Origin of the sequence: Amycolatopsis tolypomycina, assembly GCF_900105945.1 — a bacterium.
GTDB lineage: Bacteria > Actinomycetota > Actinomycetes > Mycobacteriales > Pseudonocardiaceae > Amycolatopsis > Amycolatopsis tolypomycina.
Genome location: NZ_FNSO01000003.1, coordinates 20,294 through 42,942 on the forward strand (window position 1 = coordinate 20,294; position 22,649 = coordinate 42,942).

The 22,649-nt window shown below is 71.2% G+C and carries 26 protein-coding genes; 8 read left to right on the forward strand and 18 right to left on the reverse strand.

The window, feature by feature from the left end; all coding sequences use genetic code 11:
• The first annotated feature begins 3 nt into the window (after positions 1-3).
• Positions 4-429: a pyridoxamine 5'-phosphate oxidase family protein gene (locus BLW76_RS05590; RefSeq protein WP_091304792.1), complete on the forward strand. Its 426-nt coding sequence runs from the start codon at positions 4-6 to the stop codon at positions 427-429.
• Between the two features lie 86 nt (positions 430-515).
• Here the strand turns inward: BLW76_RS05590 and purQ are convergent, their stop codons facing one another.
• Entirely contained in the window at positions 516-1,193 is a 678-nt protein-coding gene (gene purQ, locus BLW76_RS05595; protein ID WP_091304793.1) for a phosphoribosylformylglycinamidine synthase subunit PurQ, read from the reverse strand.
• Entirely contained in the window at positions 1,190-1,429 is a 240-nt protein-coding gene (gene purS, locus BLW76_RS05600) for a phosphoribosylformylglycinamidine synthase subunit PurS (RefSeq protein WP_013230759.1), read from the reverse strand. The genes purQ and purS overlap by 4 nt, the downstream gene beginning before the upstream one ends.
• Before the next feature lie 155 nt (positions 1,430-1,584).
• Between purS and BLW76_RS05605 the strand changes: the two genes are divergently transcribed.
• Complete coding sequence (locus tag BLW76_RS05605; RefSeq protein WP_091304794.1) at positions 1,585-3,159, forward strand: GMC family oxidoreductase; 1,575 nt, start codon at positions 1,585-1,587, stop codon at positions 3,157-3,159.
• A 119-nt stretch (positions 3,160-3,278) separates the two neighbouring features.
• Here the strand turns inward: BLW76_RS05605 and BLW76_RS05610 are convergent, their stop codons facing one another.
• Complete coding sequence (locus BLW76_RS05610) at positions 3,279-4,775, reverse strand: aldehyde dehydrogenase family protein (RefSeq protein ID WP_091304795.1); 1,497 nt, start codon at positions 4,773-4,775, stop codon at positions 3,279-3,281.
• A gap of 33 nt (positions 4,776-4,808) precedes the next feature.
• Positions 4,809-5,954 (reverse strand): MFS transporter, encoded by a 1,146-nt coding sequence (locus tag BLW76_RS05615; RefSeq protein ID WP_091304796.1) that lies wholly within the window; start codon positions 5,952-5,954, stop codon positions 4,809-4,811.
• Between the two features lie 61 nt (positions 5,955-6,015).
• Between BLW76_RS05615 and BLW76_RS05620 the strand changes: the two genes are divergently transcribed.
• A complete protein-coding gene (locus BLW76_RS05620; protein ID WP_167384483.1) occupies positions 6,016-6,948 on the forward strand; it encodes an ArsR/SmtB family transcription factor in 933 nt (310 codons plus the stop codon).
• Between the two features lie 44 nt (positions 6,949-6,992).
• The gene (locus BLW76_RS05625) at positions 6,993-7,628 is read left to right on the forward strand and encodes an MBL fold metallo-hydrolase (RefSeq protein ID WP_091304798.1); all 636 of its coding nucleotides are present in this window, start codon (positions 6,993-6,995) and stop codon (positions 7,626-7,628) included.
• A gap of 17 nt (positions 7,629-7,645) precedes the next feature.
• Here the strand turns inward: BLW76_RS05625 and BLW76_RS05630 are convergent, their stop codons facing one another.
• Positions 7,646-8,587, reverse strand: coding sequence for an SDR family NAD(P)-dependent oxidoreductase (locus tag BLW76_RS05630; protein ID WP_091304799.1), 942 nt, complete (start codon positions 8,585-8,587; stop codon positions 7,646-7,648).
• Between the two features lie 92 nt (positions 8,588-8,679).
• Here BLW76_RS05630 and BLW76_RS05635 point away from each other — a divergent pair, with 92 nt between their 5' ends.
• The gene (locus BLW76_RS05635; protein WP_091305766.1) at positions 8,680-9,339 is read left to right on the forward strand and encodes a TetR/AcrR family transcriptional regulator; all 660 of its coding nucleotides are present in this window, start codon (positions 8,680-8,682) and stop codon (positions 9,337-9,339) included.
• Between the two features lie 19 nt (positions 9,340-9,358).
• On the opposite strand, the gene BLW76_RS05640 is transcribed toward BLW76_RS05635, so the two are convergent.
• The 3 genes from BLW76_RS05640 to BLW76_RS05650 form a co-directional block, all read right to left on the reverse strand.
• Entirely contained in the window at positions 9,359-10,066 is a 708-nt protein-coding gene (locus BLW76_RS05640) for a DUF2334 domain-containing protein (protein ID WP_208613222.1), read from the reverse strand.
• 67 nt (positions 10,067-10,133) lie between these two features.
• On the reverse strand, positions 10,134-10,598 hold the full coding sequence (locus BLW76_RS05645; protein WP_091304800.1) for an NADPH-dependent FMN reductase: 465 nt from the start codon (positions 10,596-10,598) through the stop codon (positions 10,134-10,136).
• The gene (locus BLW76_RS05650; protein ID WP_091304801.1) at positions 10,519-11,523 is read right to left on the reverse strand and encodes a phosphoribosylaminoimidazolesuccinocarboxamide synthase; all 1,005 of its coding nucleotides are present in this window, start codon (positions 11,521-11,523) and stop codon (positions 10,519-10,521) included. Before BLW76_RS05650 ends, BLW76_RS05645 begins: the two co-directional genes overlap by 80 nt.
• A 47-nt stretch (positions 11,524-11,570) precedes the next feature.
• On the opposite strand from BLW76_RS05650, the gene BLW76_RS05655 reads away from it, so the two are divergent.
• On the forward strand, positions 11,571-12,377 hold the full coding sequence (locus BLW76_RS05655) for an SAM hydrolase/SAM-dependent halogenase family protein (protein WP_091304802.1): 807 nt from the start codon (positions 11,571-11,573) through the stop codon (positions 12,375-12,377).
• Here BLW76_RS05655 and BLW76_RS05660 read toward each other — a convergent pair.
• From BLW76_RS05660 to BLW76_RS05705, 10 genes are all read right to left on the reverse strand, one after another.
• The gene (locus tag BLW76_RS05660; RefSeq protein WP_208613223.1) at positions 12,260-13,141 is read right to left on the reverse strand and encodes an MOSC domain-containing protein; all 882 of its coding nucleotides are present in this window, start codon (positions 13,139-13,141) and stop codon (positions 12,260-12,262) included. The two genes, BLW76_RS05655 and BLW76_RS05660, sit on opposite strands and share 118 nt — an antisense overlap.
• 9 nt (positions 13,142-13,150) lie before the next feature.
• Complete coding sequence (locus BLW76_RS05665) at positions 13,151-13,576, reverse strand: hypothetical protein (protein WP_244170064.1); 426 nt, start codon at positions 13,574-13,576, stop codon at positions 13,151-13,153.
• 53 nt (positions 13,577-13,629) lie between these two features.
• Entirely contained in the window at positions 13,630-14,370 is a 741-nt protein-coding gene (locus tag BLW76_RS05670; protein ID WP_091304803.1) for an amino acid ABC transporter ATP-binding protein, read from the reverse strand.
• The gene (locus BLW76_RS05675) at positions 14,367-15,131 is read right to left on the reverse strand and encodes an amino acid ABC transporter permease (RefSeq protein ID WP_091304804.1); all 765 of its coding nucleotides are present in this window, start codon (positions 15,129-15,131) and stop codon (positions 14,367-14,369) included. Before BLW76_RS05675 ends, BLW76_RS05670 begins: the two co-directional genes overlap by 4 nt.
• A gap of 6 nt (positions 15,132-15,137) precedes the next feature.
• A complete protein-coding gene (locus tag BLW76_RS05680; RefSeq protein WP_091304805.1) occupies positions 15,138-15,917 on the reverse strand; it encodes an ABC transporter substrate-binding protein in 780 nt (259 codons plus the stop codon).
• Between the two features lie 7 nt (positions 15,918-15,924).
• A complete protein-coding gene (locus BLW76_RS05685) occupies positions 15,925-16,689 on the reverse strand; it encodes an ABC transporter substrate-binding protein (protein ID WP_091304806.1) in 765 nt (254 codons plus the stop codon).
• A gap of 1 nt (position 16,690) precedes the next feature.
• Positions 16,691-17,509: a substrate-binding periplasmic protein gene (locus tag BLW76_RS05690; protein ID WP_091305771.1), complete on the reverse strand. Its 819-nt coding sequence runs from the start codon at positions 17,507-17,509 to the stop codon at positions 16,691-16,693.
• A 114-nt stretch (positions 17,510-17,623) separates the two neighbouring features.
• Positions 17,624-19,051: an adenylosuccinate lyase gene (gene purB / locus BLW76_RS05695; RefSeq protein WP_091304807.1), complete on the reverse strand. Its 1,428-nt coding sequence runs from the start codon at positions 19,049-19,051 to the stop codon at positions 17,624-17,626.
• Between the two features lie 46 nt (positions 19,052-19,097).
• Entirely contained in the window at positions 19,098-20,243 is a 1,146-nt protein-coding gene (gene dgoD, locus BLW76_RS05700) for a galactonate dehydratase (RefSeq protein ID WP_091304808.1), read from the reverse strand.
• 17 nt (positions 20,244-20,260) lie between these two features.
• Positions 20,261-20,938, reverse strand: a complete 678-nt coding sequence (locus tag BLW76_RS05705) for an SDR family NAD(P)-dependent oxidoreductase (protein WP_091304809.1) — start codon at positions 20,936-20,938, stop codon at positions 20,261-20,263.
• A 73-nt stretch (positions 20,939-21,011) separates the two neighbouring features.
• Here BLW76_RS05705 and BLW76_RS05710 point away from each other — a divergent pair, with 73 nt between their 5' ends.
• Together BLW76_RS05710 and BLW76_RS05715 are read left to right on the forward strand one after the other, a co-directional pair.
• On the forward strand, positions 21,012-21,629 hold the full coding sequence (locus BLW76_RS05710; protein WP_091304810.1) for a bifunctional 4-hydroxy-2-oxoglutarate aldolase/2-dehydro-3-deoxy-phosphogluconate aldolase: 618 nt from the start codon (positions 21,012-21,014) through the stop codon (positions 21,627-21,629).
• A complete protein-coding gene (locus BLW76_RS05715) occupies positions 21,622-22,626 on the forward strand; it encodes a lactonase family protein (protein ID WP_091304811.1) in 1,005 nt (334 codons plus the stop codon). Before BLW76_RS05710 ends, BLW76_RS05715 begins: the two co-directional genes overlap by 8 nt.
• The last annotated feature ends 23 nt before the right edge of the window (positions 22,627-22,649 follow it).

Genomic DNA, 22,649 nt, shown 5'->3' on the forward strand with positions numbered 1-22,649 from the left:
GACATGTCTTCGTTCGTGATGACCGCCGCGGAACGCGAAGAGTTCCTGAGCGGCGTACACGTGGGAGTGCTCGCGGTGGAGCGCGCGGGACGGGCGCCCCTGGCGGTGCCGATCTGGTACGACTACGAACCGGGCGGCGAGGTGCTGCTGTGGATGGAGCGCGACACGGTCAAGGACAGGTCGATCCGCGCGGCCGGCCGGCTCAGTTTGGTCGCCCAGGACGAGAACCCGCCGTACAAGTACGTGACGGTCGAGGGCCCGGTGGTGGCGAACGACGAGCCCCCGACGCGCGAGCAGGCCCTACGCATCGCGAAGCGCTACTGGCCGGCCGACCAGGCAACGGCTTACGTCGACTCGGCGCTCGGCGAGAAGTCGGTCCTGGTCCGGATGCGCCCGGAGAAGTGGCTGTCCAACGACCAGAGCAAGTGACCCGGGGCTGTGGACAACTCACCTCCACAGCCCCGGAACTGTCGGTGCCCCCCGGTAGAATGGTTACCGGGGGGCGCGGCCCACCCTCAGGCCTTCACCAGCGCGTCCACCGCGCTGAAGAACATGCCGAGCCCGTCGTCCGACGGCCCGGTCAGCGCGTCGATCGCGTGCTCCGGGTGCGGCATCAGCCCGACGACCCGGCCGTTTTCGCTGCGGATCCCGGCGATGTCGTTGCGCGACCCGTTCGGGTTGCCGCCGACGTACCGGAACACCACGCGGCCCTCGCCCTCGAGCTCGTCCAAAGTGGACTGCTCGGCCATGTAGCAGCCGTCGATGTTCTTCATCGGGATGAGGATCTCGGCGCCGGCGTCGTACCGCGTGGTCCACGCCGTTTCGGTGTTCTCCACGCGCAGCCACTGGTCGCGGCAGATGAAGTGCAGGCCCTGGTTGCGGATCATCGCGCCCGGCAGCAGGCCGGCCTCGCAGAGGATCTGGAACCCGTTGCAGATGCCGAGCACCGGCATGCCCGCGCGCGCCGCGTCGATCACCGACGTCATGATCGGCGCGAACCGGGCGATCACGCCCGCGCGCAGGTAGTCGCCGTAGGAGAAGCCACCCGGGACGACGACGGCGTCGACGTCGTGGAGGTTCTCGTCGGCGTGCCAGAGCGACACGGCCTCGCCGCCGGCGTAACGGACCGCGCGCGCCGCGTCGACGTCGTCCAGCGTGCCGGGGAACGTGATGACGCCGATGCGCGCGCTCACGCGTCCACCCGCGTGATCGTCCACTGCTCGATGACCGGGTTCGCGAGGAAGCCTTCGGCGATCTTCTCCAGCGTGGCGTCGTCGACCGTGTCGTCGACCTCGATCTCGAAGTGCTTGCCCTGGCGGATCTCGGTGATCCCGGTGAACCCCAGGCGGCCGGCGGCGCCGAGCGCGGCCTGTCCCTGCGGGTCGAGGATTTCGGGCTTCGGCATGACGTCGACGACGACTCGGGCCACGGCAGGCTGCTCCTTATTCACGCAGGTCGTGGGTACCCCGCGAGCATAGTTCACCCTCTCGACCCCCTGGCGGGGCCCACCGGGAAACCTAGACTGGCCGACGGCGCGGCGCTGCGCCATGATGAGTCGTTGACATCTCGCCAACAGGAGGCACCGTGGCCGTCCAAGACTCCTACGACTACGTCATCGTCGGCGCCGGGAGCGCGGGCTGCGTGCTGGCGAACCGGCTGACCGAGGACCCGGCGGCACAGGTCCTGCTCCTCGAGGCGGGCGCGGAGGACACCGCCGACGAGATCCACATCCCGGCCGCCTTCGCGTCGCTGTTCAAGACCAAGTGGGACTGGAACTACGAGACGGTCGAGCAGAAGCACACGGGCAAGACGTCGTACTGGCCGCGCGGGAAGATGCTCGGCGGCTGCTCGTCGATCAACGCGATGATCTACATCCGCGGCAACCGCGCCGACTACGACGGCTGGCGCGATTCGCACGGCGCCGCGGGCTGGGGCTGGGACGACGTCCTGCCGTACTTCAAGCGCGCCGAGGGCAACCAGCGGCTCGGCGGGCCGCTGCACGGAACGGACGGCCCGCTGCACGTCGAGGACCGCCGGTTCACCCACGAGCTGTCGAACGCGTGGGTCGATTCGGCCGTCGCGTGGGGGCTCAAGCGCACCGACGACTTCAACGGCGAGAGCCAGGAAGGCGCCGGCGTCTACCAGGTGACGTGCAAGAAGGGCCGCCGCTGGTCCACGGCGGACGCCTACCTGCGCCCGGCGCTTTCGCGGCCGAACCTGACCGTGAAGACCTGCTCGCCCGCCACCCGCGTCGTCTTCGAGGGCACGCGCGCGGTCGGGGTGTCCTATTTGGACAACGGCGTGGAGCGGACTGCCCGCGCTTCGGCCGAAGTCGTGCTGAGCGGCGGCGCCGTCAACTCGCCGCAGTTGCTGATGGTGTCGGGCGTCGGGCCGGCCGAGCACCTGCGCGAGCACGGCATCGACGTCGTCGCCGCGCTGCCCGGCGTCGGCGAGAACCTGCACGACCACCCGGCGTGCGGGGTCATCTGGTCCACCCGCGACACCACCGACCTCGTCGACGCGGCTTCGCTGTTCGGGCTGGCGCGGTACCAGCTGACGCGCCGCGGCCCGTTGACGTCGAACATCGGCGAGGCGGGCGCGTTCTACCCGACCACGGACGGGCTGCCGGCACCGGACATGCAGATCCACGTGGTGCCGTCGTTGTTCTACGACAACGGGTTGCGCGAGCCGACGATGCCCGGGTTCACCTCGGCGGCGACCCTGGTGGACGTCGCGAGCCGCGGCCGGCTGCGGCTGAAGTCCGCCAACCCGTTGTGGAAGCCGGAAATCGACCCGGCCTACTACGCCGACCCGCGGGACATGGAGCGGATGATCGCGGGGTTGCGGGCGTTGGCCGAGATCGGGCAGGTGGGGCCGTTGCGGCGGTTCCTGGACAAGCCGTTCCTGCCGTCGCGGCTCGATTTGAGCGATTCCGAGCTGGCGGACCACATCCGGGAGCACACGCAGACGCTCTACCACCCGGTGGGCACCTGCTCGATCGGGTCGGTGGTCGATCCGGAGCTGCGGGTGCAGGGAGTGGAGGGGTTGCGGGTGGTCGACGCCTCGGTGATGCCGGTGGTGCCGCGGGGGAACACGAACGCGCCGACGATCATGGTGGCGGAGAAGGCCGCGGACCTGATCCGGGGGCGGTCGGCCTAGCCGCGGGGCCGGTTCGCGGGCTTGTTGTGGGCGGCCCTCGGCCCCCCGGTATCCAGTTTACCGGTGGGCACCGACAGTTCCGGGGTTGCGGACGCGGTTGTCCACAACCCCGGGCCGGGTCAGCGCTTGCCGTGGAGGATCGTCACCAGCTTCGCGACCAGGGCGTCCGTCGATTCCTTGCGGCTGAACGACGTCAGCGTCAACGGCGCCGTGAACCGCTGGCGCGCGATCGCCTTCGTGCGGGCGAACTCGCGCAGTCCCTCCGGGCCGTGGATGCGGCCGAAGCCCGAATCGCCCACGCCGCCGAACGGCAGGGAAGCGATACCGGCGAACGACAGCGGCGCGTTGATCGCCGTCATGCCCGTGCGCAGCTTCTCCGCCAGCTCGACGCCTCGCGACTTCGAGAACACCGTCGACCCCAAGCCGTACTTCGTGTTGTTCGCGCGCTCGACCGCTTCGTCCATGTCGCGGACCTTGGCGATCGTCACCGTCGGCCCGAACGTCTCCTCCTTCACCGCCTCGGAGTCCTCCGGGACGTCCACCAGCACCGTCGGCTGCGCGTACCGGTCGCCGACCGCGTCCTCGCCGCCGAGCACCGCCTTGCCGCCGCGGGACAGCGCGTCCTGGATGTGGCGCTTGATCACGCCCAGCTGGGACGGCATCGTCACCGGGCCGTACTGGGCCGCCTCGTCCGAGCCCGCGCGGACGTCCTTCGACTTCTCGACCACCTTCGCCACGAACTCGTCGTGGACCTTCTCGTGGACGTACACGCGTTCGACGCCGATGCACGTCTGGCCCGAGTTGGAGAACGCGCCCCACACCGTGGCGTCCGCCGCCGCGTCGAGGTCGGCGTCCGCGTCGACCAGCACCGGGTCCTTGCCGCCCGCCTCGATGACCACCGGGGTCAACGTCTCGGCCGCCGCGGCCATGATGCGCTTGCCCGTCGCCGTCGAGCCGGTGAACGCGATCTTGTCGACCCCCGCGCCGACCAGCGCCGCGCCCGTCTCGCCGAAGCCCGTGATCAGCTGCAGCACCGGGTGCTCCGGCACGATCTCGGCGAACGCGTCGACCAGCCACTTGCCGACGCCCGGCGTGTACTCGCTCGGCTTGAAGACGACCGCGTTGCCCGCCGCGAGCGCGTACGCGATCGAGCCCAGCGGCGTGAACACCGGGTAGTTCCACGGGCCGATCACGCCGACCACGCCCAGCGGCTGGTACTCCACCGTCGCCGCCTGGTTCGACATCAGCAGCCCCGCGGACCGCTTCTGCTTGCCGAGGATCTTCTTCGCGTGCTTGCCCGCCCACGCGATGTGCTCGATGGCCAGGACGCTCTCCAGCTGCGCGTCGGCGATCGGCTTGCCGGTCTCGTCGCGGACCACCTGGCACAGCTGCGGCAGCCGCCGCGTCAGCACGCCCTTCCAGCTCTTGAGCCGCTCGGCGCGCCCGGCGAAGCCGAGGCCGGCCCACCACTCCGCCGCGACGCGCGCCCGTTCGACGGCCGCCTTGACGTCCTCCGCGGTGTGGATCGGGTAGGTTCCGACCACCTCGTCGGTCGCCGGGCTGAGCGAGTCGAAGGTCTCGCCGACCGTCGTCGGCTTCGGCTGGACGGCAGTCATCGGCGTCTCCCGTAGGTCGAGGTTCAGCCCAGGTTACGACGTTACTGACACGGCGCCAATAGTTCGCGCGGGCTTCACCACCAGCATTCCACCGGCGATCGCCGCGGCAAAGGCACCGAACACCGGGGCGAGCCACAACGGCAGCACGCCGACCGCCAGCGAGCCGAGCCCGAAGCCGCACGCCTGCACGGTGAAACTCAGCGAGAATCCCGCTGACCTGCGGTTCTTCGGCAGCAGCCGCTGCAGGTTCACCGACGTCGCGGCCACCAGCGGCCCGGTGCAGCCGCCGATCAAGGCCACCGACGCGATCAACCCGGGCCAGCCGAGGTCGGCGGCCAGCGCGAGGGCGCCGACGACGAACCCGCCGAGGAACAGCCTCGGGTCGCCGGTCTTCCCGCGCCACGCGTAGAGGGCGCTGCCCGCGATGCTCGCGCCGCTCAGCACGGCGATCACCACGGGCGCCGCGGCTGCCGGCGCGCCGAGGCGCTGGACCAAGGGCAGTGGCGCCACCTCGATCGTCGACAGGAGGAGCCCGACGGTGAACGCGCAGGCCAGCCATGGCAGGTACGTGATGAGCCGCGCCGCCGGGACGTCGTCGCCGGTTTCCGCCCGATCGGGCTCCCCCGCGCGGCGCGGGACGAGCACGGCAGCCGCCACGCAGGCGACGGCCATGGCGGCGACCGGGACGAACGTGCCGGCCAGGTCGAGCAGGGCGACCAGCGCCGGGCCGCCGATCAGCACGCCTTCGAGGATCATCGCGTCGACGGAGATCGCCCGCGGCAGCAGCGCGTCGTCGACCGTGTCGGCCAGCAGCGTCCGGAAGCCGCCGGACAACGCCCCCGCCGAGACGCCGGGCAGGAGGACGAGCGCGAGCAGCACGGCGTTCGGCGCGTGGCTCGCGGCCGCCACGGCCAGCACGACGAACCCGGCGCCCGTGACCAGCAGCAGCGCGGGCAGGCCGCGGGCCGGGCCGACGCGGTCCAGCAGCCGCCCGACCGGCACGGCGCCGGCCATCTCGGCGACGACGAAGACCGACATCAGCACGCCACCCAGCCGGTAGGACCCGGTCGTGGCGGTGGTCAGCAGGGTGAACGCGAGCGGCGCCATGGTCGCCGGCAGCCGGGCGAACTGGACGCCGGCCGACCAGCGCCAGTACGCGCGGTGGGTGAACAACGACATGTGCACACGCTCGCGCGCCGCGAGCGTCCGGCACACTGATTCGGGTGAGAGCGAATCAATCATGATCGAGCTCGTCCTGACGGCCGCGGGCGCGCAACGCGTCCGCTTCGCCATCTCGCCGCTGGAGGAGGTTCTCGGCGCGATCCAGACGTTGCTCGGCGTCCGCGCGCACCCGGCCCACCTGCCGTGGCTCTCCGGCGTACCCGACGTTCCCGAGCTGGCCGCGGTCCTGAGTGCACGGCACTACATCACCGAGTTCCTGAGCCCGCCGCCCGACGGCCCCGAGACGACCGCCGAAGCGCAGCTCGAGGTGGTCCGCGCGACGCCGCCGTCGCAGGTGGCGCTGGAGCTGGGCATGGTCGACGCGGACCTCTCCCGCCTCCCTGCCGACCCGGCGGCCGCGCGCGACCTGCTCGCCGGCCAGCTCGAGACGGTGTGGCACGCCCTGCTCGCCCCCGAGTGGCCTCGCCTGCGCGAGCTGCTCGCGGCGGACATCGCGTTCCGGACGCGGCAGCTGGGCTCGGGCGGGCTCGCGGCCATGCTCGCGGAGCTCCACCCGCGCGTCCGGCTGTCGGGGACGTCGGTGCTGGTCGACGTCCGGGCCCGGGAGCGGCTTTCGATCGACTCGCGGGGCCTGCTGTTGATCCCGGCGGTGTTCGCGTGGCCGAACGTGGGCGTGGTGACGGTGCCGCCGTGGCAGGTTTCGCTGCTGTACCCGGCTCGCGGCGTGGCTTCGTTGTGGGCTTCTTCCACGACCCCACCGGAACCGCTGGCCGAAATCCTCGGCCGGACGCGGGCGCTGCTGCTGACCACCCTCGACCGGCCCGCGGCCACGACCGAGCTGGCCCGCCGGCACGCCCTGGCGCCGGCCACGGTTTCGGCGCACCTGACAGCGTTGCGCGGAGCGGGGTTGCTGGCTTCGGAGCGACGCGGGCACCGCGTGCTGTACCGGCGCACGGAACTGGGCGACGCGTTGCTCACCGGGAAGCTCTGAGCGGGACTAGGCTGGAGTTGTTCACTCGCAAAGGAGAGCCATCGATGCGTATCGTCCATTTCGGACACGCCTGCGTGCTGCTGGAGACCGGCTCCGAGCGGATCCTGATCGACCCGGGCAAGTTCTCCACCGGCTTCGACGGTGAGCGGGAGCTGTCCGCTGTGCTCATCACGCACCAGCACTTCGACCACCTCGACGTCGAACGGCTGCCCGGTGTCCTCGAAGCCAACCCGGGCGCGAAGCTCATCGTCGATCCCGGGTCCGCGCCCGAGGTCGAGAAGCTGGGCCTCGAGTTCGACGTCGCCAATGTCGGGGACGCCTTCGCCGTCGGGGACACCTCGATCAAGGCCGTCGGCGGGGAACACGCGGTGATCCACGCCGACATCCCGGTCATCCCGAACATCGGCTACGTCTTCGACGACGGCGCGTTCTTCCACCCCGGCGACTCGTTCTTCGTGCCGGAACAGAAGATCGACGTGCTGGGCCTGCCGACCGGCGCGCCGTGGCTGAAGGCCGGGGAAGCCGTCGACTACCTGCGGGCCGTCGCGCCACGGGTGGCCGTGCCCATCCACGAGGCCGTGCTCGCCAGCCCGGCCATGCACTACGGCCTGTTCGGGAACCTCGCGCCCGAAGGCACCGAGGTCAAGGTGCTCGACCGGGGCGAACCCGCGAAGTTCTAGGCCGCCGGGCGTGCCGGTCACGTACCGACCGGCACGCCGCACAGCTCGGCCGCGTGCTGCCACAGCTCCTCCTCCCGCTCCTCGTCGTACGACTCCTCCGACGACGGGACGACCCGGCCGCGGTCGAGGTACGCCCCCGACTCGGCCGGCCGGGGCGCGGTCATGGCCGCGGCCAGCTTGGCTCCCGCCGTCTGCGGGCTGGACGCGATGGGCGTCGCCCACAACAGCGGCAGCAGCCACCGGAATCCGAAGCGCTGGATCGCGGAGGCGTCGCGGACCAGGCCCGTGCCGGGAACCAGCCCAGGGGTGTAGGCGTAGACGTCGATCCCCGGCAGCCGCCTCGCAAGCGCGTGCACCAGGTACTGCACGCCCAGCTTGCTCGTCGCGTAGGCCCGGCGCCCCGCGGACACGGTCTCTGCCTCGGGGCCGGTGCTCGGCTTGGCGAGGCTTTGCGGATCGGTCCACCGTGGCGCCGGAACGAGACCCATGTTGTGCCGGAAGTCGCCGAAGTGCGACTCGCTGCCGGTGATCACGACACGCGCGCCCGGCTCCAACCTGTCTGCCAGCAAGCGAAGCAGCAGGTAGTTCGCCAGGACGTTGATCCCGAACGTCGCCTCGAACCCGTCCGCCGTCGCCTTCGTGGCCGACGCCATCTGCACTCCCGCGTTGGCGAGAACACCCGTTAGCGGGGGAATCTCCCGCTCGTCGAGCAGCCTTCGCACGGTTTCCGCGGCCGCGCGCACCTCCGCCAGCGAACCGAGGTCGCAGGGGGCCGCCCGGACGTTCGCGTTCCCCGTGCGCGCGGCCAGATCCCGGGCGAGCCGGTGGCCGGCTTCCTCCCCGCGTACGAGGACGAGCAGCAGCTGGTCCGGCCGGTCGCGCAGCAGCCGCTCGGCCGCCGCCCGGCCCAGCCCGCGACTCGCGCCCGTCATGAGCAGCGTCTTCGTCGGTTCGGTCATGGTTGCATCCCTCGTCACTCGATGGGGTACTCGATTCGATTTGGTACTCGGTACCGTAGCGCACTCGATACCGGATGCGCTACCTTGGGGGCATGGAAAAACGCCCCTCACTGCGGGAGCGCAAGCAGAAACAGGCTCGTGAGCAGATCGTCGAGGCTGCCTTCGAACTGTTTGCGGAGCGCGGCTTCACCGACGTCACGGTCACGGACATCGCGGAGCGCGCAGAAGTGGGGCGGACGACGTTCTTCCGGTATTTCGGCGACAAGCAGGAGGTGGTGTTTTCGGACGAACAGAAGCTGTTGAACCAGCTGGCGGAGCGGCAGCGGGCGTGGCCCGACGAGGCACCACAGAGCCTTCCGGCGGCGCTGGAGCGGGTTCGCGCCCTGGTGCTCGAGGTGTGCGCGGAAGCCGCTGCGGATGCTGACCACTACGAGCTGCACCAACAACTGGTGGAGCAGAACCCGGAGCTCAAGGACCGCAGCGCGCGCAAGCTGCAGCGGTTCGCCGAGCTGGGCGAGGCGCTGCTGCAGGAGCGCGGCACGCCCAGGGAGGTCGCGGTACTGGCGGCGCAGCTCGCCGTGGCCTGCTACCAGGCGGGCAGCCGGCTCGCCGGCGCCGACGCAGCCGCGCTCGCCCCGGCGGTCGACGTGGCCTTCGGACGGCTCGACGTGCTCCTTGACCCGAGTCCGGCGCACTCGATCACGAACGAGCGCGCACCCCGGCAGGGGCGGTCTTTGACAACTCCAGAGTGAAGCGTGATCCCGCGGCCGTTCAGGCCGCGACCGTGCGCAACAGTGAGCGGTACGTGGCGCCGGACGCGCGGTTCTCCAGGGCGACGTCCACGGCGTCGAGCAGGGCCTGGCGGAGGCCGGGGCGGGTCAGGTCCGCGGCAGCCACCCCCAGCCGGACCAGCCCGCCCCGGCGGGCCGACCGAGCGGCCGCCAGCACCAGCGCGAAACAGCGCACCGTCTCGGTGCGGTGCGACTGGCTCGTGAACTCCTGGATCCGCGCGCGGCGGACTTCACCGGTCACGAGGTCCCGCACCGCGCCGAGGTCCGCGCACAGCCGGAAACCGTGCTCGGCCAGCGCTTGCAGCGTGCCCTGGGAGGCGATCCAGCGCGGTGGCGCGAAGCCGTCGGCCGACAACCCCGCGTTGTCCAGCGCGGCCTTCGCGGCGATCAGGCGCAGGCGTGCCTCGTGTGCCGGCAGGGTCGCGAACTCCGCCCGCTTGCCCAGGTACACCGTGCGGTGCGTGGGTGTCACCGTGTGGTCGTAACCGTGCAGCAGCACGGAATCACCGCCGCGGGCGCGGGTGCGCACCCACTCCGTCACCGGGCCGTCGCCGGTGCGGGCGGCGTACAGCACCGAGAGCGGCACCTTGCGGCGGTCGAGCTCGGCCGCGAGGTCGGCGCACCGGTGCAGCGTGCGCGGGGTGATTCCCGACAGCGAAACCAGCAAGCGAGCGTCCACGACCACCATTGGGACGCACGCGGCTAAAGCGCCCATGAACTGCGCAGAACGGGCGGGCGACCGTTCTCGTAAAAGCTCAGCCGGCTGCGCGCAGGTGCATGACCGCCACCGCGATCCGGCCGCGGAGGTCCGGGTCGGCGACCTGGCCGTCGGCGACGTCCGCGCGCGAGACCGGGATCCGCGCGCACGCCTCATCCACGATCTTCGCGCCCGCGTAGGTCAGGACCTTGCGCAAGGAGTCGTGCGCGTCCCGGCCGCCGGTCGGTGCCGCGACCGAGGAGGCGTTGATCCACGCCACCGGCTTGCCGTACATCTCGCCACCGCCGACCGTCCAGTCGAGGAGGTTCTTGAAGGAGCCCGGCAGCCCGCCCGCGTACTCCGGCGTGCAGATCAGCACCGCGTCGGCTTCCTTGATCGCGGCGCGCAGGGAAGCTACCTCAGGGTGCAGCGGGTCGCGGTCGTCATCGGGGTTGAAGTGCGGCAGATCGCCGAGGCCGGTGTACGTCTTGCTCGCGGTGAGGGTCGCGACGGTCCCCAACACCGCCGCATTGCCCGAGCCGGCTCGGAGGCTGCCGCAGATCAGCAGGATCACGAGGCCAGTCTGCCAGCGAAAGCCCGGTGATGCGGTGGTACGCCTCGATGTACCGGTCGCGCGTGGCCGTCACCACTTCGGGTGGCAACGGCGGCAGCGGCGACACACAGTCCCACCCGGAGGCCGGGTCGACCAGCCAGTCCCGCACGTGCTGCTTGTCGAACGACGGCTGCGGGACGCCGGGCTGGTGGCCGTCGGCGAGCCAGTAGCGGGCCGAATCCGGGGTGAGCAGCTCGTCCGCCAGCACGAGCCCGCCGCCGGCGCCGATGCCGAATTCGAATTTCGTGTCGGCCAGCAGCAGGCCCTGCTCCGCGGCGCGCGCGGCGCCCCGGCGGTACAGCTCCAGCGACGCCTCCCGGACCTCCTCGGCGAGCGCGCGGCCGAGCACCGAGACGCACGTGTCGAAGTCGATGTTCTCGTCCTTCTCGCCGGGACGCGCCTTCGTGGACGGCGTGAAGATCGGCTCGGGCAGCCGCGCCGACTCGGCCAGCCCGGCCGGCAGCGACAGCCCGCACACCTGCCCGGACCGGCGGTAGTCCGCGTACCCGCGGCCGGTGAGGTAGCCGCGGACGACCGCCTCCACCGGCAGCATGTCGAGCCGCTCGACCAGCAGCGCCCGGCCGCGGACGGTCTCCGGGATCAACGGCCCCTCGCAGGCCACGAGGTGGTTCGGCAGGACGTCGGCGAGCTCGCGGAACCAGAACACGCTCATCGCGGTGAGCACGCGGCCCTTGCCGGGGACCGAGGTGGGGAAGACGCGTTCGAAGGCGGAGATGCGGTCGGAGGCGACGACCAGCAGGCGGTCGTCGCCCACGGCGAACAGGTCGCGGACCTTGCCCGTGGCGAGCCGCTCGGGGATGGGGAGGGGTGTCACGCGCTGAACCCTAACGGGCACCCTCCGCCACCATGGATGATGCTGGCATGGCGTACGACTGGATCTCGGTGACCACCGACTACGGCCTGCGCGACGGCTTCGTGGCGGCCTGCCACGGCGTGATCGCGCGGCTGGCGCCCGCGGTGCGAGTGATCGACGTGACCCACGAAGTGCCGGCCCAGGACATCCGGCACGGGGCGATGGCGCTGGCCCAGACGGTCCCCTACCTGCCGGAATCGGTGCACGTCGCCGTGGTCGACCCCGGGGTGGGCACAGCCCGGCTCGGCGTGGTCGTCGTCGCGGACGACGGGCTGCTGGTCGGGCCGGACAACGGCCTCCTGCTGCCCGCCGCGCAGGCGCTGGGCGGGGTCCGGGCGGCCTACGAGCTGGCCGAGCCGTCGCTGCGGCTGCCGGCGACGTCGGCGACGTTCCACGGGCGGGACGTCTTCGCGCCCGCGGCCGCGCACCTGGCGCTGGGGGTTGCGCCGTCGGACTTCGGCGACCCGGTGGACGGCCTGGTCGCGATGCCGGAGCCGTTCGTCGCCGCCTTCCCCGGCAAGCTCGTTTCGGAAGTGCTGACGGTCGACCACTTCGGCAACGTCCAGCTGGCGGCGACCCCGGCGGACCTCGAGCTCTCCGGCCTGTCCGGCGCGGTTTCCGTGCACAGCGAGCGCGTGGCGGTGACCACCGTGCTCGGGCGCACCTTCGCCGACGTGCCTGCCGGCTCGCCGGTGCTCTACACCGATTCGGCGGGGCGCCTCGCCGTCGCCGTGAACGGCGGCTCGGCGGCCGCCGTGCTCGGGCTCGGGCCGGCCCAGGAGTGCACGATCACCTCGTCGCCGACGGCGACCTGACCCGGCCGCAGCACCGCGGCCTTCATGCCGAAGACGACGCCGCCGCCCGGGTCACGCCGGTACGTCGCGAGGGTGCGGATCGGCTCGGGACCGGCCTTGGCGCCGGTCTCCTGGTCGACCATCGGGACGGTGCAGCGGACGCACCTCTCGGCGTAGCCCAGCTTCGCGGTGCCCACTTCCAGCTCCCGGGCTTCGTCCTCGCGGTGGGGCTCGGCCCAGCCGGAGATGACGATGTTGGGGCGAAAGCGGTCCATCGGAACGGGTTCGCCCTGGGCGGCCGCGATCCGCTCGTTCAAACTGTCCAAAGAGGACTCGGAGGCGAGCAGCAGGGCGTGCGCGTCGCCGAACGCGGCCTGGCCCGGGAACTCGCCGCCGCTGACGCGGTCGTGGTCGGGCGTGACGCCGATCAGTTCGGCGGGCCGCCCGAGCAGGTCCGAGAACCATTCGTCGGCGCGGGGATCCTGCCGGACGCCTTCGCCGTGCCAGGTGAGCATCGACACCGGGCGGCGGGGGCCGTCGCGCCGGATGGCGATGACGACGTCTTCGCGGCCGGGGGCGGACAGGGCGAGCCGGTCGCCGAGCACCCGCGGGCGAACGGTCGCCATGATCGGGTGCGGGCGCTGGGTGAGGATGTCGCCGTCCGGCGTGATGACCTGGAAGACCCGGTCGTGCGCGAGCCCGGTTTCCGTCACCTCGGCGGACGGGACGTCGATCCCCGCGCAGGATTTCACCGGGTAGTAGGTCAGCCGAGCGATTCTCGCCATCTTCGCAGGCTACCCGGGACGTGGCGGGCGAAGCGTCCGCTTTTCTGCGCACCGCGTCGAGGTAGGCCCGGTCGGCGGCGAAGCGGGCCGCCACCTCGGGGCCCGTGGCCTCGAGCCGGTCGAGGGCCGCCGGGTAGGCGGTCTCCTGACCCGGGCGCCGGGGTCGAGGAGGGGATCAGGACGTCGGAGCATGTCGCCGGCGAGCACGACGGCGGCGTGGCCGACGGCGTGCGCGTCGTGCTCGATGAGCTCGGCCGGCAAGCCGCCGCCGTCCGCGGGCAGCGGGGTGAGGAGGCCGACCAGGTCGAGCGGGATGCCGGACGCGCTCTCCGCCGCCATCGCCTGCGCTCGTTCGCGGGCTTCGGCGGCCGCCCGGGCGCCGGCGGCGGTGGCGTACCGCGGGACGCAGGACGAGCCCGGTTTCCCCGCGCACACCGTGGTGTTGCTCCAGACCCACTCGCTCTGCCGGACCCAGACGCTCCGAATACTCAGAGCACCTGGGACAGGAACCGCTGCAGGCGCGGGCTCTCGGGCTCGTCGAAGAGCTGCGCCGGCGGCCCCTGCTCGACGATGCGGCCCGCGTCCATGAACGCCACCTCGTCGGCGACGCTGCGGGCGAAACCCATCTCGTGCGTCACCACGATCAGGGTGAGTCCCCGCGAGGCCAGGCCCGCCATCAGGTTCAGCACGCCCTTGACCAGCTCCGGGTCGAGCGCGCTGGTGGCCTCGTCGAAGAGCATCACCTCGGGGTCCATCGCCAGTGCCCGCGCGATCGCGACGCGCTGCTGCTGCCCGCCGGACAGCGCGCTCGGCCGGTACGGTGCCTTGTCCGCGAGACCGACCTCCGCCAGGCGGGCGCGGGCGATCGCCGACGCCTCCTCCTTGCTCAGCTTCTTCACGCTGCGCAGGGGCAGCACGATGTTGTCCAGCACGCTCCGGTGGCCGAAGAGGTTGAAGTGCTGGAACACCATGCCGACGCGCTGGCGCAGCGCGTCGGGGTCGGACCTGATCACCGATTCGCCGTCGAGCAGCAGGTCGCCGGAATCGGGCTCCTGCAGCCGGTTCACGCAGCGCAGGAGCGTCGACTTGCCGGAGCCGGACGGGCCGATGATGCACGTCGTCTTGCCGCTCTCCACGCGGAGGTCGACTCCGCGCAGGACTTCGAGCGTGCCGAAGCTGACGTGGATGTCCCGCAGCTCCACACTGGACGAACGCACCGCCGTCGTCACGAGGGGACCTTTCCGCTGGCGACCAGGTCCAGCTCGTCTCCGTCGCCCGGGTCGTCGGCGCGCACCTTGCGGCCGGTCCGGAGCTTCTTGTCGATGTAGTTGACCAGGTGGGTCAGCGGCACGGTGATGACCAGGAAGAACACGCCCGCGGCGACCAGCGGCGACAGGTTGCCCGTGTTGGCCGCGAGGTCCTGGCCGATCCGGAACAGCTCGCGCTGGCCGGACAGCAGCCCGAGCACGTAGACGAGGCTGGAGTCCTTGACCAGCGCGATGAACTGGTTCACCAGCGCCGGCAGCACCCGCCGGACGCCCTGCGGGATGATCACCAGCAGCATCGACTTGGTGTAGCTCATCCCGAGCGCGCGGCTGGCCTCCAGCTGGCCCTTGTCGACGCTCTGGATGCCGGACCGGAAGATCTCGCCGATGTAGGCGGCGGCGATCAGGGACAGGGCGAGGATGCCCATCGGGTACGGGTTCGTGCCGACGACGTCCCGGGCGAGCGTGCCGAGCCCTTGGCCGATCAGCAGGATCGTCAGGATGGCGGGCAGGCCGCGGAAGATGTCGGTGTAGACCCGCGCGGGCCAGCGCAGCCACCACTTGGTGGACAGGCCCATCACCGCGAGGACCATGCCGACCACGGTGCCGATCAGCGCCGAGGACACCGACAGGATCAGCGTGTTCAGCAGGCCGGTCTTGAGCAGGTCGGGCAGGACCTGGGAGATGTAGTCCCAGTCGAGGAACGTGTTGACGAAATCGTCCATTGTGGACTACTGCCCCGGCTTGAACTCGGCGGGCACGGGCGCGGTGGGCTCGAACTGGTCGTGCACCTTGACCCAGGTGCCATCCGCGATGACCTTCTTGAGGCCGTCGTTGATCTTGTTGATCAGGTCCGTGTTGCCCTTCTTGAAGGCGAACCCGTGCGGGATGGTCGTGGTGATCGCCTTGGTCACCTTGAGCTTCGCGTCCGGGTTGTTCTTGGCGTAGTCCTCGGCGGTCGCCTGGTCGAACACGGCGCCGTCGATCGCGCCGGTCTTGAGGGCGTTGAGGGCCGCGGCGTCGTTGGGGAACCGGACGGCCTGCGCGGTGGGCGCGTTCGAGCCGAGCCAGGTGTCCGAGACCGTGCCCTGGACGACGCCGATGCGCTTGCCGGCCAACGATTTCTCGTCGGTGATGCCGGCGGTTTCCTTGGCCTCGATGCCGAGGGCCTGGTAGTTGTACGGCGCCGAGAAGTCGACGGTCTTCTTGCGGGCGTCGGTCTGGGAGATCGCCGAGCTGCCGATGTCGAAGGTGCCGTTCGCGACCTGGCCGAGCAGCGCCGAAAACTCCGTCGCGGCGAACTCGAGCTTGAGGCCTTCCTTGGCCGCGATGGCCTTGAGGAGCTCGTTGTCGAAGCCGGTGTAGTTGCCGTTCTCCTGGTAGGCGTTCGGCTTCGAGTCGCTGAGCGTGCCGACGCGCAGGGCCTTCTCGCCGCCGCTGTCCGAGCCGCCGCACGCCGTGAGGGCGGCCAGCAGGGTCGCGGTGAGCGCCGTGACCAGTGTTTTCTTCATGCTTCTCCTAACCCTGGAACCCGGCCGGCACCGGAGCGGTCGGCAGGAACTGCTGGTGCAGCTTAAGCCAGGTTCCGTCGGCGATCACCTGCTTGAGCCCGTCGTTGATCTTGCCCAGCAGCTCGGCGTTGCCCTTCTTCACCGCGAAACCGTGCGGCACGTCGGTGACGAAGCTCTTCACGACGACCAGCTTGGCGTCCGGGTTGTCGGTGACGTTCTTCTCGGCAATGGACTGGTCCAGGATGTACGCGTCGACCGCGCCGCTCTTCAACGCGGTCAGCGCGGCGGCGTAGTCGGGGAAGCGCACGGCCTGGGCGTCCGGCACCGTGCTGGTCAGCCAGTGATCGCCGACGGTCGCCTGGATGACGGCGACGCGCTTGCCTGCCAGGCCCTTCTCGTCGGTGACCGGCGTGCCCTGCTTGGCCTGGATGCTCATCGTCTCGAAGTCGTAGGCCGCGGAGAAGTCGACCGTCTTCTTGCGCTCGTCGGTCTGCGCGATCGCCGAGCTGGCGATGTCGTAGCGGCCCGACGCCACCTGCCCGAGCAGCGCGGAGAAGTCGGTGGCGGCGAACTCCAGCTTCAGGTTCTGCTTGGCCGCGATGGCCTTGAGGAGCTCGTTGTCGAAGCCGGTGTAGTTGCCGCCGGAGAGGTAGATGTTCGGCGGCGCGTCGCTCAGCGTGCCCACGCGCAGGGTCGAGGAAGCGCTGTCCGACCCGCCGCAGGCGGTGAGCGTGAGGGCCGCGGCCAGTACGGTGACGATCAGCTTCTTCATGTCACGCACCCAGGTTCTTCACGGGCAGGCCGGGCCCGCCCTGCCGGAGTTCCTTCGACAGCGGGGTGTTCTTGTAGAACTGGCCGTAGATGCGGGCGACCGTGCCGTCCGCGATCGCCTTCGCGAGGCCGTCGTTGAGCTTGGTCAGCAGGTCCGTGTTCTTCTTGGCCACGGCGAACGCCGACGGGGTGTCCTTGTCCTCGACGGTGTAGCCCAGCTCCAGCGGGACGGCCGGGTTCTGGTCCAGGTACTTCTGGCCGATGTCCTGCGGCACGACCCAGCCGTCGAGGGTGCCGTTCTTCAGCTGCGCGAAGCCGGCGTTGTAGTCGGGGAAGCGGACGACCTGGGCCCCGGCGACCTTGCCCGCGAACTCGTCCTGCACCGAACCCTGGACCACGCCGAGGCGCTTCCCGCCCAGCGCGGCGAGGTCCTTGAGGTTCGCGCCCTTCGCCGTGACGATCGTGGTGAAGCCGGTGTTGTAGCCGTTGGAGAAGGCCACCGTCTTCTTGCGGGCCTCGGTGCTCGAGATCGTCGAGCTGCCGATGTCGAACTTGCCGCCCGCGACGCCGGCGAGCAGGCTCGAGAACTCGGTGCCGACGAACTCGACCTCGAAGCCTTCACGCTTGGCGATGTCGCGCAGCAGCTCGTTGTCGTAGCCGGTGAACCGGCCGTTCTCCAGGTAGATCGACGGCGGGGCGTCGCTCAGCGTCCCGACGCGCAGGGTGGTCGACCCCGCGTCGGAGCCACCGCAGGCGGCGAGGGTCAACGTCAGCGCGCCCGCGGTCAGGGCGGCGGCGATCTTGGACAGCGTGGATCTCATCGCTTCTTCCATGGTGAGGACAAGCGCTCGGCAGCGCTCCGTGGTCAGCGATCGAGATTAGGGATTTCGCCCGTTCGAGTGGATTCGTTCCAGTCCGTGGACTCGTGCGTCAGCTCACAGAATGGGCTGAGGCGCGTAGCCCGCGGCCTCGGGGAACCGCTCGAGCACCTGTGCGACGCGCTCGGCCACCTGGGCGACCTGACGGCCGGCCGTGCCGGTGAAGGAGATCCGGTCGGCGAGGAGTTTGTCCAGCTCACCGCGGTCGAGCGGGATGCGCTCGTCGGCCGCGAACCGGTCGAGCAGGTCGTTGTCCGCGCGGCCTTCGCGCATCTCGAGCGCGACGGCGACCGCGTGCTCCTTGATCGCTTCGTGGGCCGTCTCACGTCCGACGCCGGCGCGGACCGACGCCATCAGCACCTTCGTCGTGGTGAGGAACGGCAGATAGCGATCGAGCTCACGCTCGATCACCGCGGGGAAGGCGCCGAACTCGGCGAGCACGGTGAGGAACGTCTCCAGCAGGCCGTCGAGGGCGAAGAACGCGTCCGGCAGCGCGACCCGGCGGACGACCGAGTCGGAGACGTCGCCCTCGTTCCACTGGTCGCCGGCCAGCTCGCCGATCATCGAGAGGTAGCCGCGCAGCACGACGGCCAGACCGTTCACGCGCTCGCACGAGCGGGTGTTCATCTTGTGCGGCATGGCGGACGAGCCCACCTGGCCGGGCTTGAAGCCCTCGGTGACCAGCTCGTGGCCGGCCATCAGCCGGATGGTCTTGGCCAGGCTGGACGGCGCCGCGGCGAGCTGGACCACAGTGGACAGCACGTCGAAGTCGAGCGAGCGCGGGTACACCTGGCCGACGCTGACGAACCGGCGACCGAAGCCGAGGTGCTGCATGACGCGGTCCTCGAGCTCGTCCAAAGTGGACTCGTCACCGAGCAGGTCGAGCATGTCCTGCGCGGTGCCGACCGGGCCCTTGATGCCGCGCAGCGGGTAGCGCTCGATGAGGTTGTCGAGCCGCTCGAACGCGACCAGCAGCTCGTCGGCCGCCGTGGCGAACCGCTTGCCGAGCGTGGTGGCCTGCGCGGCGACGTTGTGCGAGCGCCCGGCCATGACGGTGTCCGCGTGCTCGACGGCGAGGGCGGCCAGCCGCGCGAGCACGGCGGCGACGCGGGTGCGCACGAGTTCGAGGGAGCGGAGCAGCTGCAGCTGCTCGACGTTCTCGGTGAGGTCGCGCGAGGTCATGCCCTTGTGGATGTGCTCCTGGCCGGCGAGGTCGCTGAACTCCTCGATCCGCGCCTTGACGTCGTGGCGGGTGACGCGCTCGCGGGCCGCGATCGACTCGAGGTCGACGTTCTCCAGCACGCGCTCGTAGGCCTCGACCACCCCGTCGGGCACCTCGACGCCGAGGTCCTGCTGTGCCTTCAGGACGGCGAGCCAGAGCTGCCGTTCCAGGACGACCTTCTGCTCCGGGGACCAGAGCGAGACCAGCTCCGCGGAGGCGTAGCGGGCGGCGAGTACGTTCGGAATGCGGGGCTTGTCCGTCACGCCCTCACGATACCTGCGCAGGTCAGCGCGGTGACGGCCCGGGGTTTCACCACTCGGCGAGGCCCCCGTCGTCGTGCCGCCAGACCGGTGACCGCCACGCGTGCCCGATCTCGTCCGCCCGGCGCACGGCCGCTTCGTCGACCTCGATGCCGAGTCCGGGCCCGAGCGGGCGGGCGGCGTAGCCGTCCTGGAAGGCGAAGATCGACGGATCCGCGAGGTACGTGGGTTCGCGGCCCTCGTGGTAGTGCATGCCCACACTTTGTTCCTGGATCAGGAAGTTCGGCGTCGCGAAGGCAACCTGCAGCGACGCCGCCAGCGAAATCGGCCCCAGCGGGCAGTGCGGGGCCAGCGAAGCGCCGTACATCTCGGCCAGCGCGCCGATCCGCCGCAGCTCGGAGATGCCGCCGGCGTGCGACGGGTCGGGCTGGACCACCGCGACACCGGCGTCGAGCACCGGCTTGAACTCCCACCGCGAATACAGCCGCTCGCCGAGTGCGATCGGCACCGTGGAGGCCTCGACGACCGCGCGCAGTGCGTCGCCTTGGGTCTCCGGGAGCACCGGCTCTTCGACGAACATCGGCTGGACGTCTTCCAGCATGCGCACCAGCCGGCGCGCCATCGCGGGCGAGACGCGGCCGTGGAAGTCGATGGCGAGGTCGCGGTGCGGGCCGAGCACCTCCCGCGCCTCCCAGGCGCGGGCGACCGCGGCGTCGGCCTCGGCCGGGGACGCGATCGCCGTCAGCGGGCCGGCGACGTTCATCTTGACCGCGGTGAACCCGGCCTCGACCTGGGCGGTCACGGCTTCGCGGATGCCGGCCGGGCGATCGCCGCCGACCCAGCTGTAGACGCGGACGCGGTCGCGGACCGGGCCGCCGAGCAGCTCGTGCACCGGCGCGTCGCGGACCTTGCCCGCGATGTCCCAGAGCGCGTGGTCGAACCCGGCGAGAGCGCTGGAGAGCACCGGGCCGCCGCGGTAGAACCCGCCGCGGCGCAGCACCTGCCAGTGGTCCTCGATGCGCAGCGGGTCCTGGCCGACGAGCAGCTCGGACAGCTCGTGCACGGCCGCGCGCACGGTCCCGGCGCGACCCTCGACCACCGGCTCGCCCCAGCCGCTGATCCCTTCGTCCGTGCTGACCTTGAGGAACAGCCAGCGCGGCGCGACCAGGAACGTTTCGATCGCGGTGATCTTCACCCGGGTTCCCCCACTTCCTACGCGGAATCCTTGGCGGCGGACCAGCCGCCGTCGACGGTCAGCTCGGCCCCGGTGACGAACGACGCGGCGGCCGACAACAGGAACGCGATCACGTTCGCGACTTCTTCCGGGTCGCCGAGCCGGCCGACCGGCGTCGCCCGCGCGCTGCGTTCGCGGTCCTCGGGCGAGATGCGGTTCCAGGCCTCGGTGAGCACGGGCCCCGGCAGCACCGAGTTGACCCGCACGTCCGGGGCGTACTCGACGGCCAGCTGCCGGGCGAGCGCGACGAGGGCGCCCTTGCTCGCGGCGTACGCCGGGTGGCCCGGCAGGCCGAAGTGCGCGTGCACCGACGACACCAGCACGATCGCCCCGCGCCGGGCCCGCAGCGACGGCAGGCACGCCTTCACGGCGAGGTAGGTGCCGGTCAGGTTGACGTCGAGCTGGCGCTGCCACTCGGCCCGGTCGATCTCGTGCAGCGATCCGGTGCTGGGCGTGTAGGCGTTGCTGACCAGGGCGTCCACTTCGCCGATGGCGGCCCAGGTGGCCTCGTCCCGGACGTCGCCGCGGACCGGCACGACACCGTCGGGGAGTTCGGCGATGTCCACACCCAGCACGCGGTAGCCGTCTGCCACGAGCTTCCGTGCGGTCGCCGCACCGATCCCGGACGCCGCTCCGGTCACCACCGCTGTGGGCATCGCCCCTCCTGTTCTCAGCGCACCCCGTCGAGGATAAATCCTAAATTAGGATTTCACAAGGTAGGCTGCCGTCATGAGCTACCGGTGGGAAATCATGGCGGACGCGGTGCGCCAAGGCGTCGTGGGAATCGTGCGCACCCGCGACGCGGACTCCGCGGTGGAGGCGGCCCGCGCGGCCCTCGAAGCCGGGCTGCGCTCGATCGAACTGCCGCTGACGAACCCCGGCGCCCTCGAAGCCATCGCCGGGCTCACCGCCGCCTACCCGGAGGCGACGATCGGCGCCGGCACGGTCCTCGACGAGACGTCCGCGGTGCTGGCGATCCACGCCGGGGCGCGGTTTCTCGTGTCGCCGTCGGTGGACACCGCGGTGATCCGGACCGCGCACCGGTACGGCGCGGCGGCGTTCCCCGGCGCCGGCTCGGTGACCGAAATCGTGTGGGCGCTGGAGGCAGGCGCCGACGCGGTGAAGGTGTTCCCGGCGTCGGCGCTCGGGCCGTCGTGGGTGTCGGACGTGCGGGCAGCGCTGCCGCAGGCCCCGCTGGTGCCCACCGGCGGCATCGGTCCCGAAGACGTGCCAGGCTGGCTCTCGGCGGGTGCGGTCGCCTGCGGGATCGGCTCGGCGCTGACCCGCGGCACCGCCGCGGAGATCACCGCCCGGGTCGAGACGCTGTTGAGGAGCGCGCATGGCTGAGCTGGTCTTCGTCGGGTGCTACACCGGCGACGCGGGGAACGGCACCGGGATCACGACGCTTTCGCGGTCGCCGTCCGGCTCGTTGCGCGAAGTGGCTTCACTGCCGCTGGAATCGCCCTCGTGGCTGGTGCGCCACCCGTCGTTGCCCGTGCTGTACGCGGCCAACGAGACCACGGACGGCAGCGTGACGGCGTTGGCCATTTCGCCGTCGGGCGAGCTGTCGGTCATCGGCACGGCCGAGACGGGCGGCGCGCACCCGTGCCACCTGGCGGTGACGCCGGACGGCCGGTTCCTGTTGTGCGCCAACTACACCGGCGGCAGCGTGGCGGTGTTCTCGCTGTCCGACTCGGGCGAACTGGCCGCCCGGACGGCGCTGGTCCGGCACAGCGGCACCGGCCCGGTGGCCGACCGCCAGGAAGCGGCGCACGTCCACATGGCGGTCCCGTCGCCGGACGGTTCCGTGGTGAGCGCGGTCGACCTGGGCACGGACGAGATCCGCAGCTACACGCTGACGTCGTCGGGCGGGCTCGAGCCGCTGGCGGTGTCCTCGCTGCCGCCGGGCACCGGACCGCGCCAGCTGGTGCGGCGGCCGGGCACGGACCTGGCCTACGTCGTCGGCGAGCTGGCCGGAACGCTGATCACGGTCCGCGAGAAGTCGCCGGGCGCCTTCGAGGTCGTCGCTTCGACGCCGTCGACGCTGTCGTCCGTGAAGCCCAACCTGGTGGCCCACCTCGAACTGGCCGACTCGCGCCTGTACGTGTCGAACCGCGGCCCGGACTGCGTGACGGAGTTCGCGCTGGACGACGCGGCCGCGGTGGCCGACCAGCCGTGCGGGGCGAACCCGCGGCACTTCGCGCTGGTGGACGGGACCTGCTACGTGGCCGCGCAGTCCGAGGACGCCATCACGGCGTTCACGCTGACCGCGTCCGGCGAGGCGGAACTGCGCTACCACCCGACGGGGTCACCGACGTTCGTGCTGCCGGTTTCGCTGCCTTGACCCGGCCTCCATAATGCGGTCAA

Coding starts and splice junctions, on each gene's coding strand:
- BLW76_RS05705 (WP_091304809.1), bottom strand. CDS start 20,938: ATGCCCACAGCGGTGGTGACCGGAGCGGCGTCCGGGATCGGTGCGGCG.
- BLW76_RS05620 (WP_167384483.1), top strand. CDS start 6,016: ATGATCGAGCTCGTCCTGACGGCCGCGGGCGCGCAACGCGTCCGCTTC.
- BLW76_RS05715 (WP_091304811.1), top strand. CDS start 21,622: ATGGCTGAGCTGGTCTTCGTCGGGTGCTACACCGGCGACGCGGGGAAC.
- BLW76_RS05655 (WP_091304802.1), top strand. CDS start 11,571: ATGGCGTACGACTGGATCTCGGTGACCACCGACTACGGCCTGCGCGAC.
- BLW76_RS05640 (WP_208613222.1), bottom strand. CDS start 10,066: ATGGTGGTCGTGGACGCTCGCTTGCTGGTTTCGCTGTCGGGAATCACC.
- BLW76_RS05675 (WP_091304804.1), bottom strand. CDS start 15,131: ATGGACGATTTCGTCAACACGTTCCTCGACTGGGACTACATCTCCCAG.
- BLW76_RS05685 (WP_091304806.1), bottom strand. CDS start 16,689: ATGAAGAAGCTGATCGTCACCGTACTGGCCGCGGCCCTCACGCTCACC.
- BLW76_RS05680 (WP_091304805.1), bottom strand. CDS start 15,917: ATGAAGAAAACACTGGTCACGGCGCTCACCGCGACCCTGCTGGCCGCC.
- BLW76_RS05710 (WP_091304810.1), top strand. CDS start 21,012: ATGAGCTACCGGTGGGAAATCATGGCGGACGCGGTGCGCCAAGGCGTC.
- BLW76_RS05615 (WP_091304796.1), bottom strand. CDS start 5,954: ATGTCGTTGTTCACCCACCGCGCGTACTGGCGCTGGTCGGCCGGCGTC.
- BLW76_RS05690 (WP_091305771.1), bottom strand. CDS start 17,509: ATGAGATCCACGCTGTCCAAGATCGCCGCCGCCCTGACCGCGGGCGCG.
- BLW76_RS05630 (WP_091304799.1), bottom strand. CDS start 8,587: ATGACCGAACCGACGAAGACGCTGCTCATGACGGGCGCGAGTCGCGGG.
- BLW76_RS05590 (WP_091304792.1), top strand. CDS start 4: ATGTCTTCGTTCGTGATGACCGCCGCGGAACGCGAAGAGTTCCTGAGC.
- BLW76_RS05610 (WP_091304795.1), bottom strand. CDS start 4,775: ATGACTGCCGTCCAGCCGAAGCCGACGACGGTCGGCGAGACCTTCGAC.
- BLW76_RS05635 (WP_091305766.1), top strand. CDS start 8,680: ATGGAAAAACGCCCCTCACTGCGGGAGCGCAAGCAGAAACAGGCTCGT.
- BLW76_RS05660 (WP_208613223.1), bottom strand. CDS start 13,141: ATGGCGAGAATCGCTCGGCTGACCTACTACCCGGTGAAATCCTGCGCG.
- BLW76_RS05625 (WP_091304798.1), top strand. CDS start 6,993: ATGCGTATCGTCCATTTCGGACACGCCTGCGTGCTGCTGGAGACCGGC.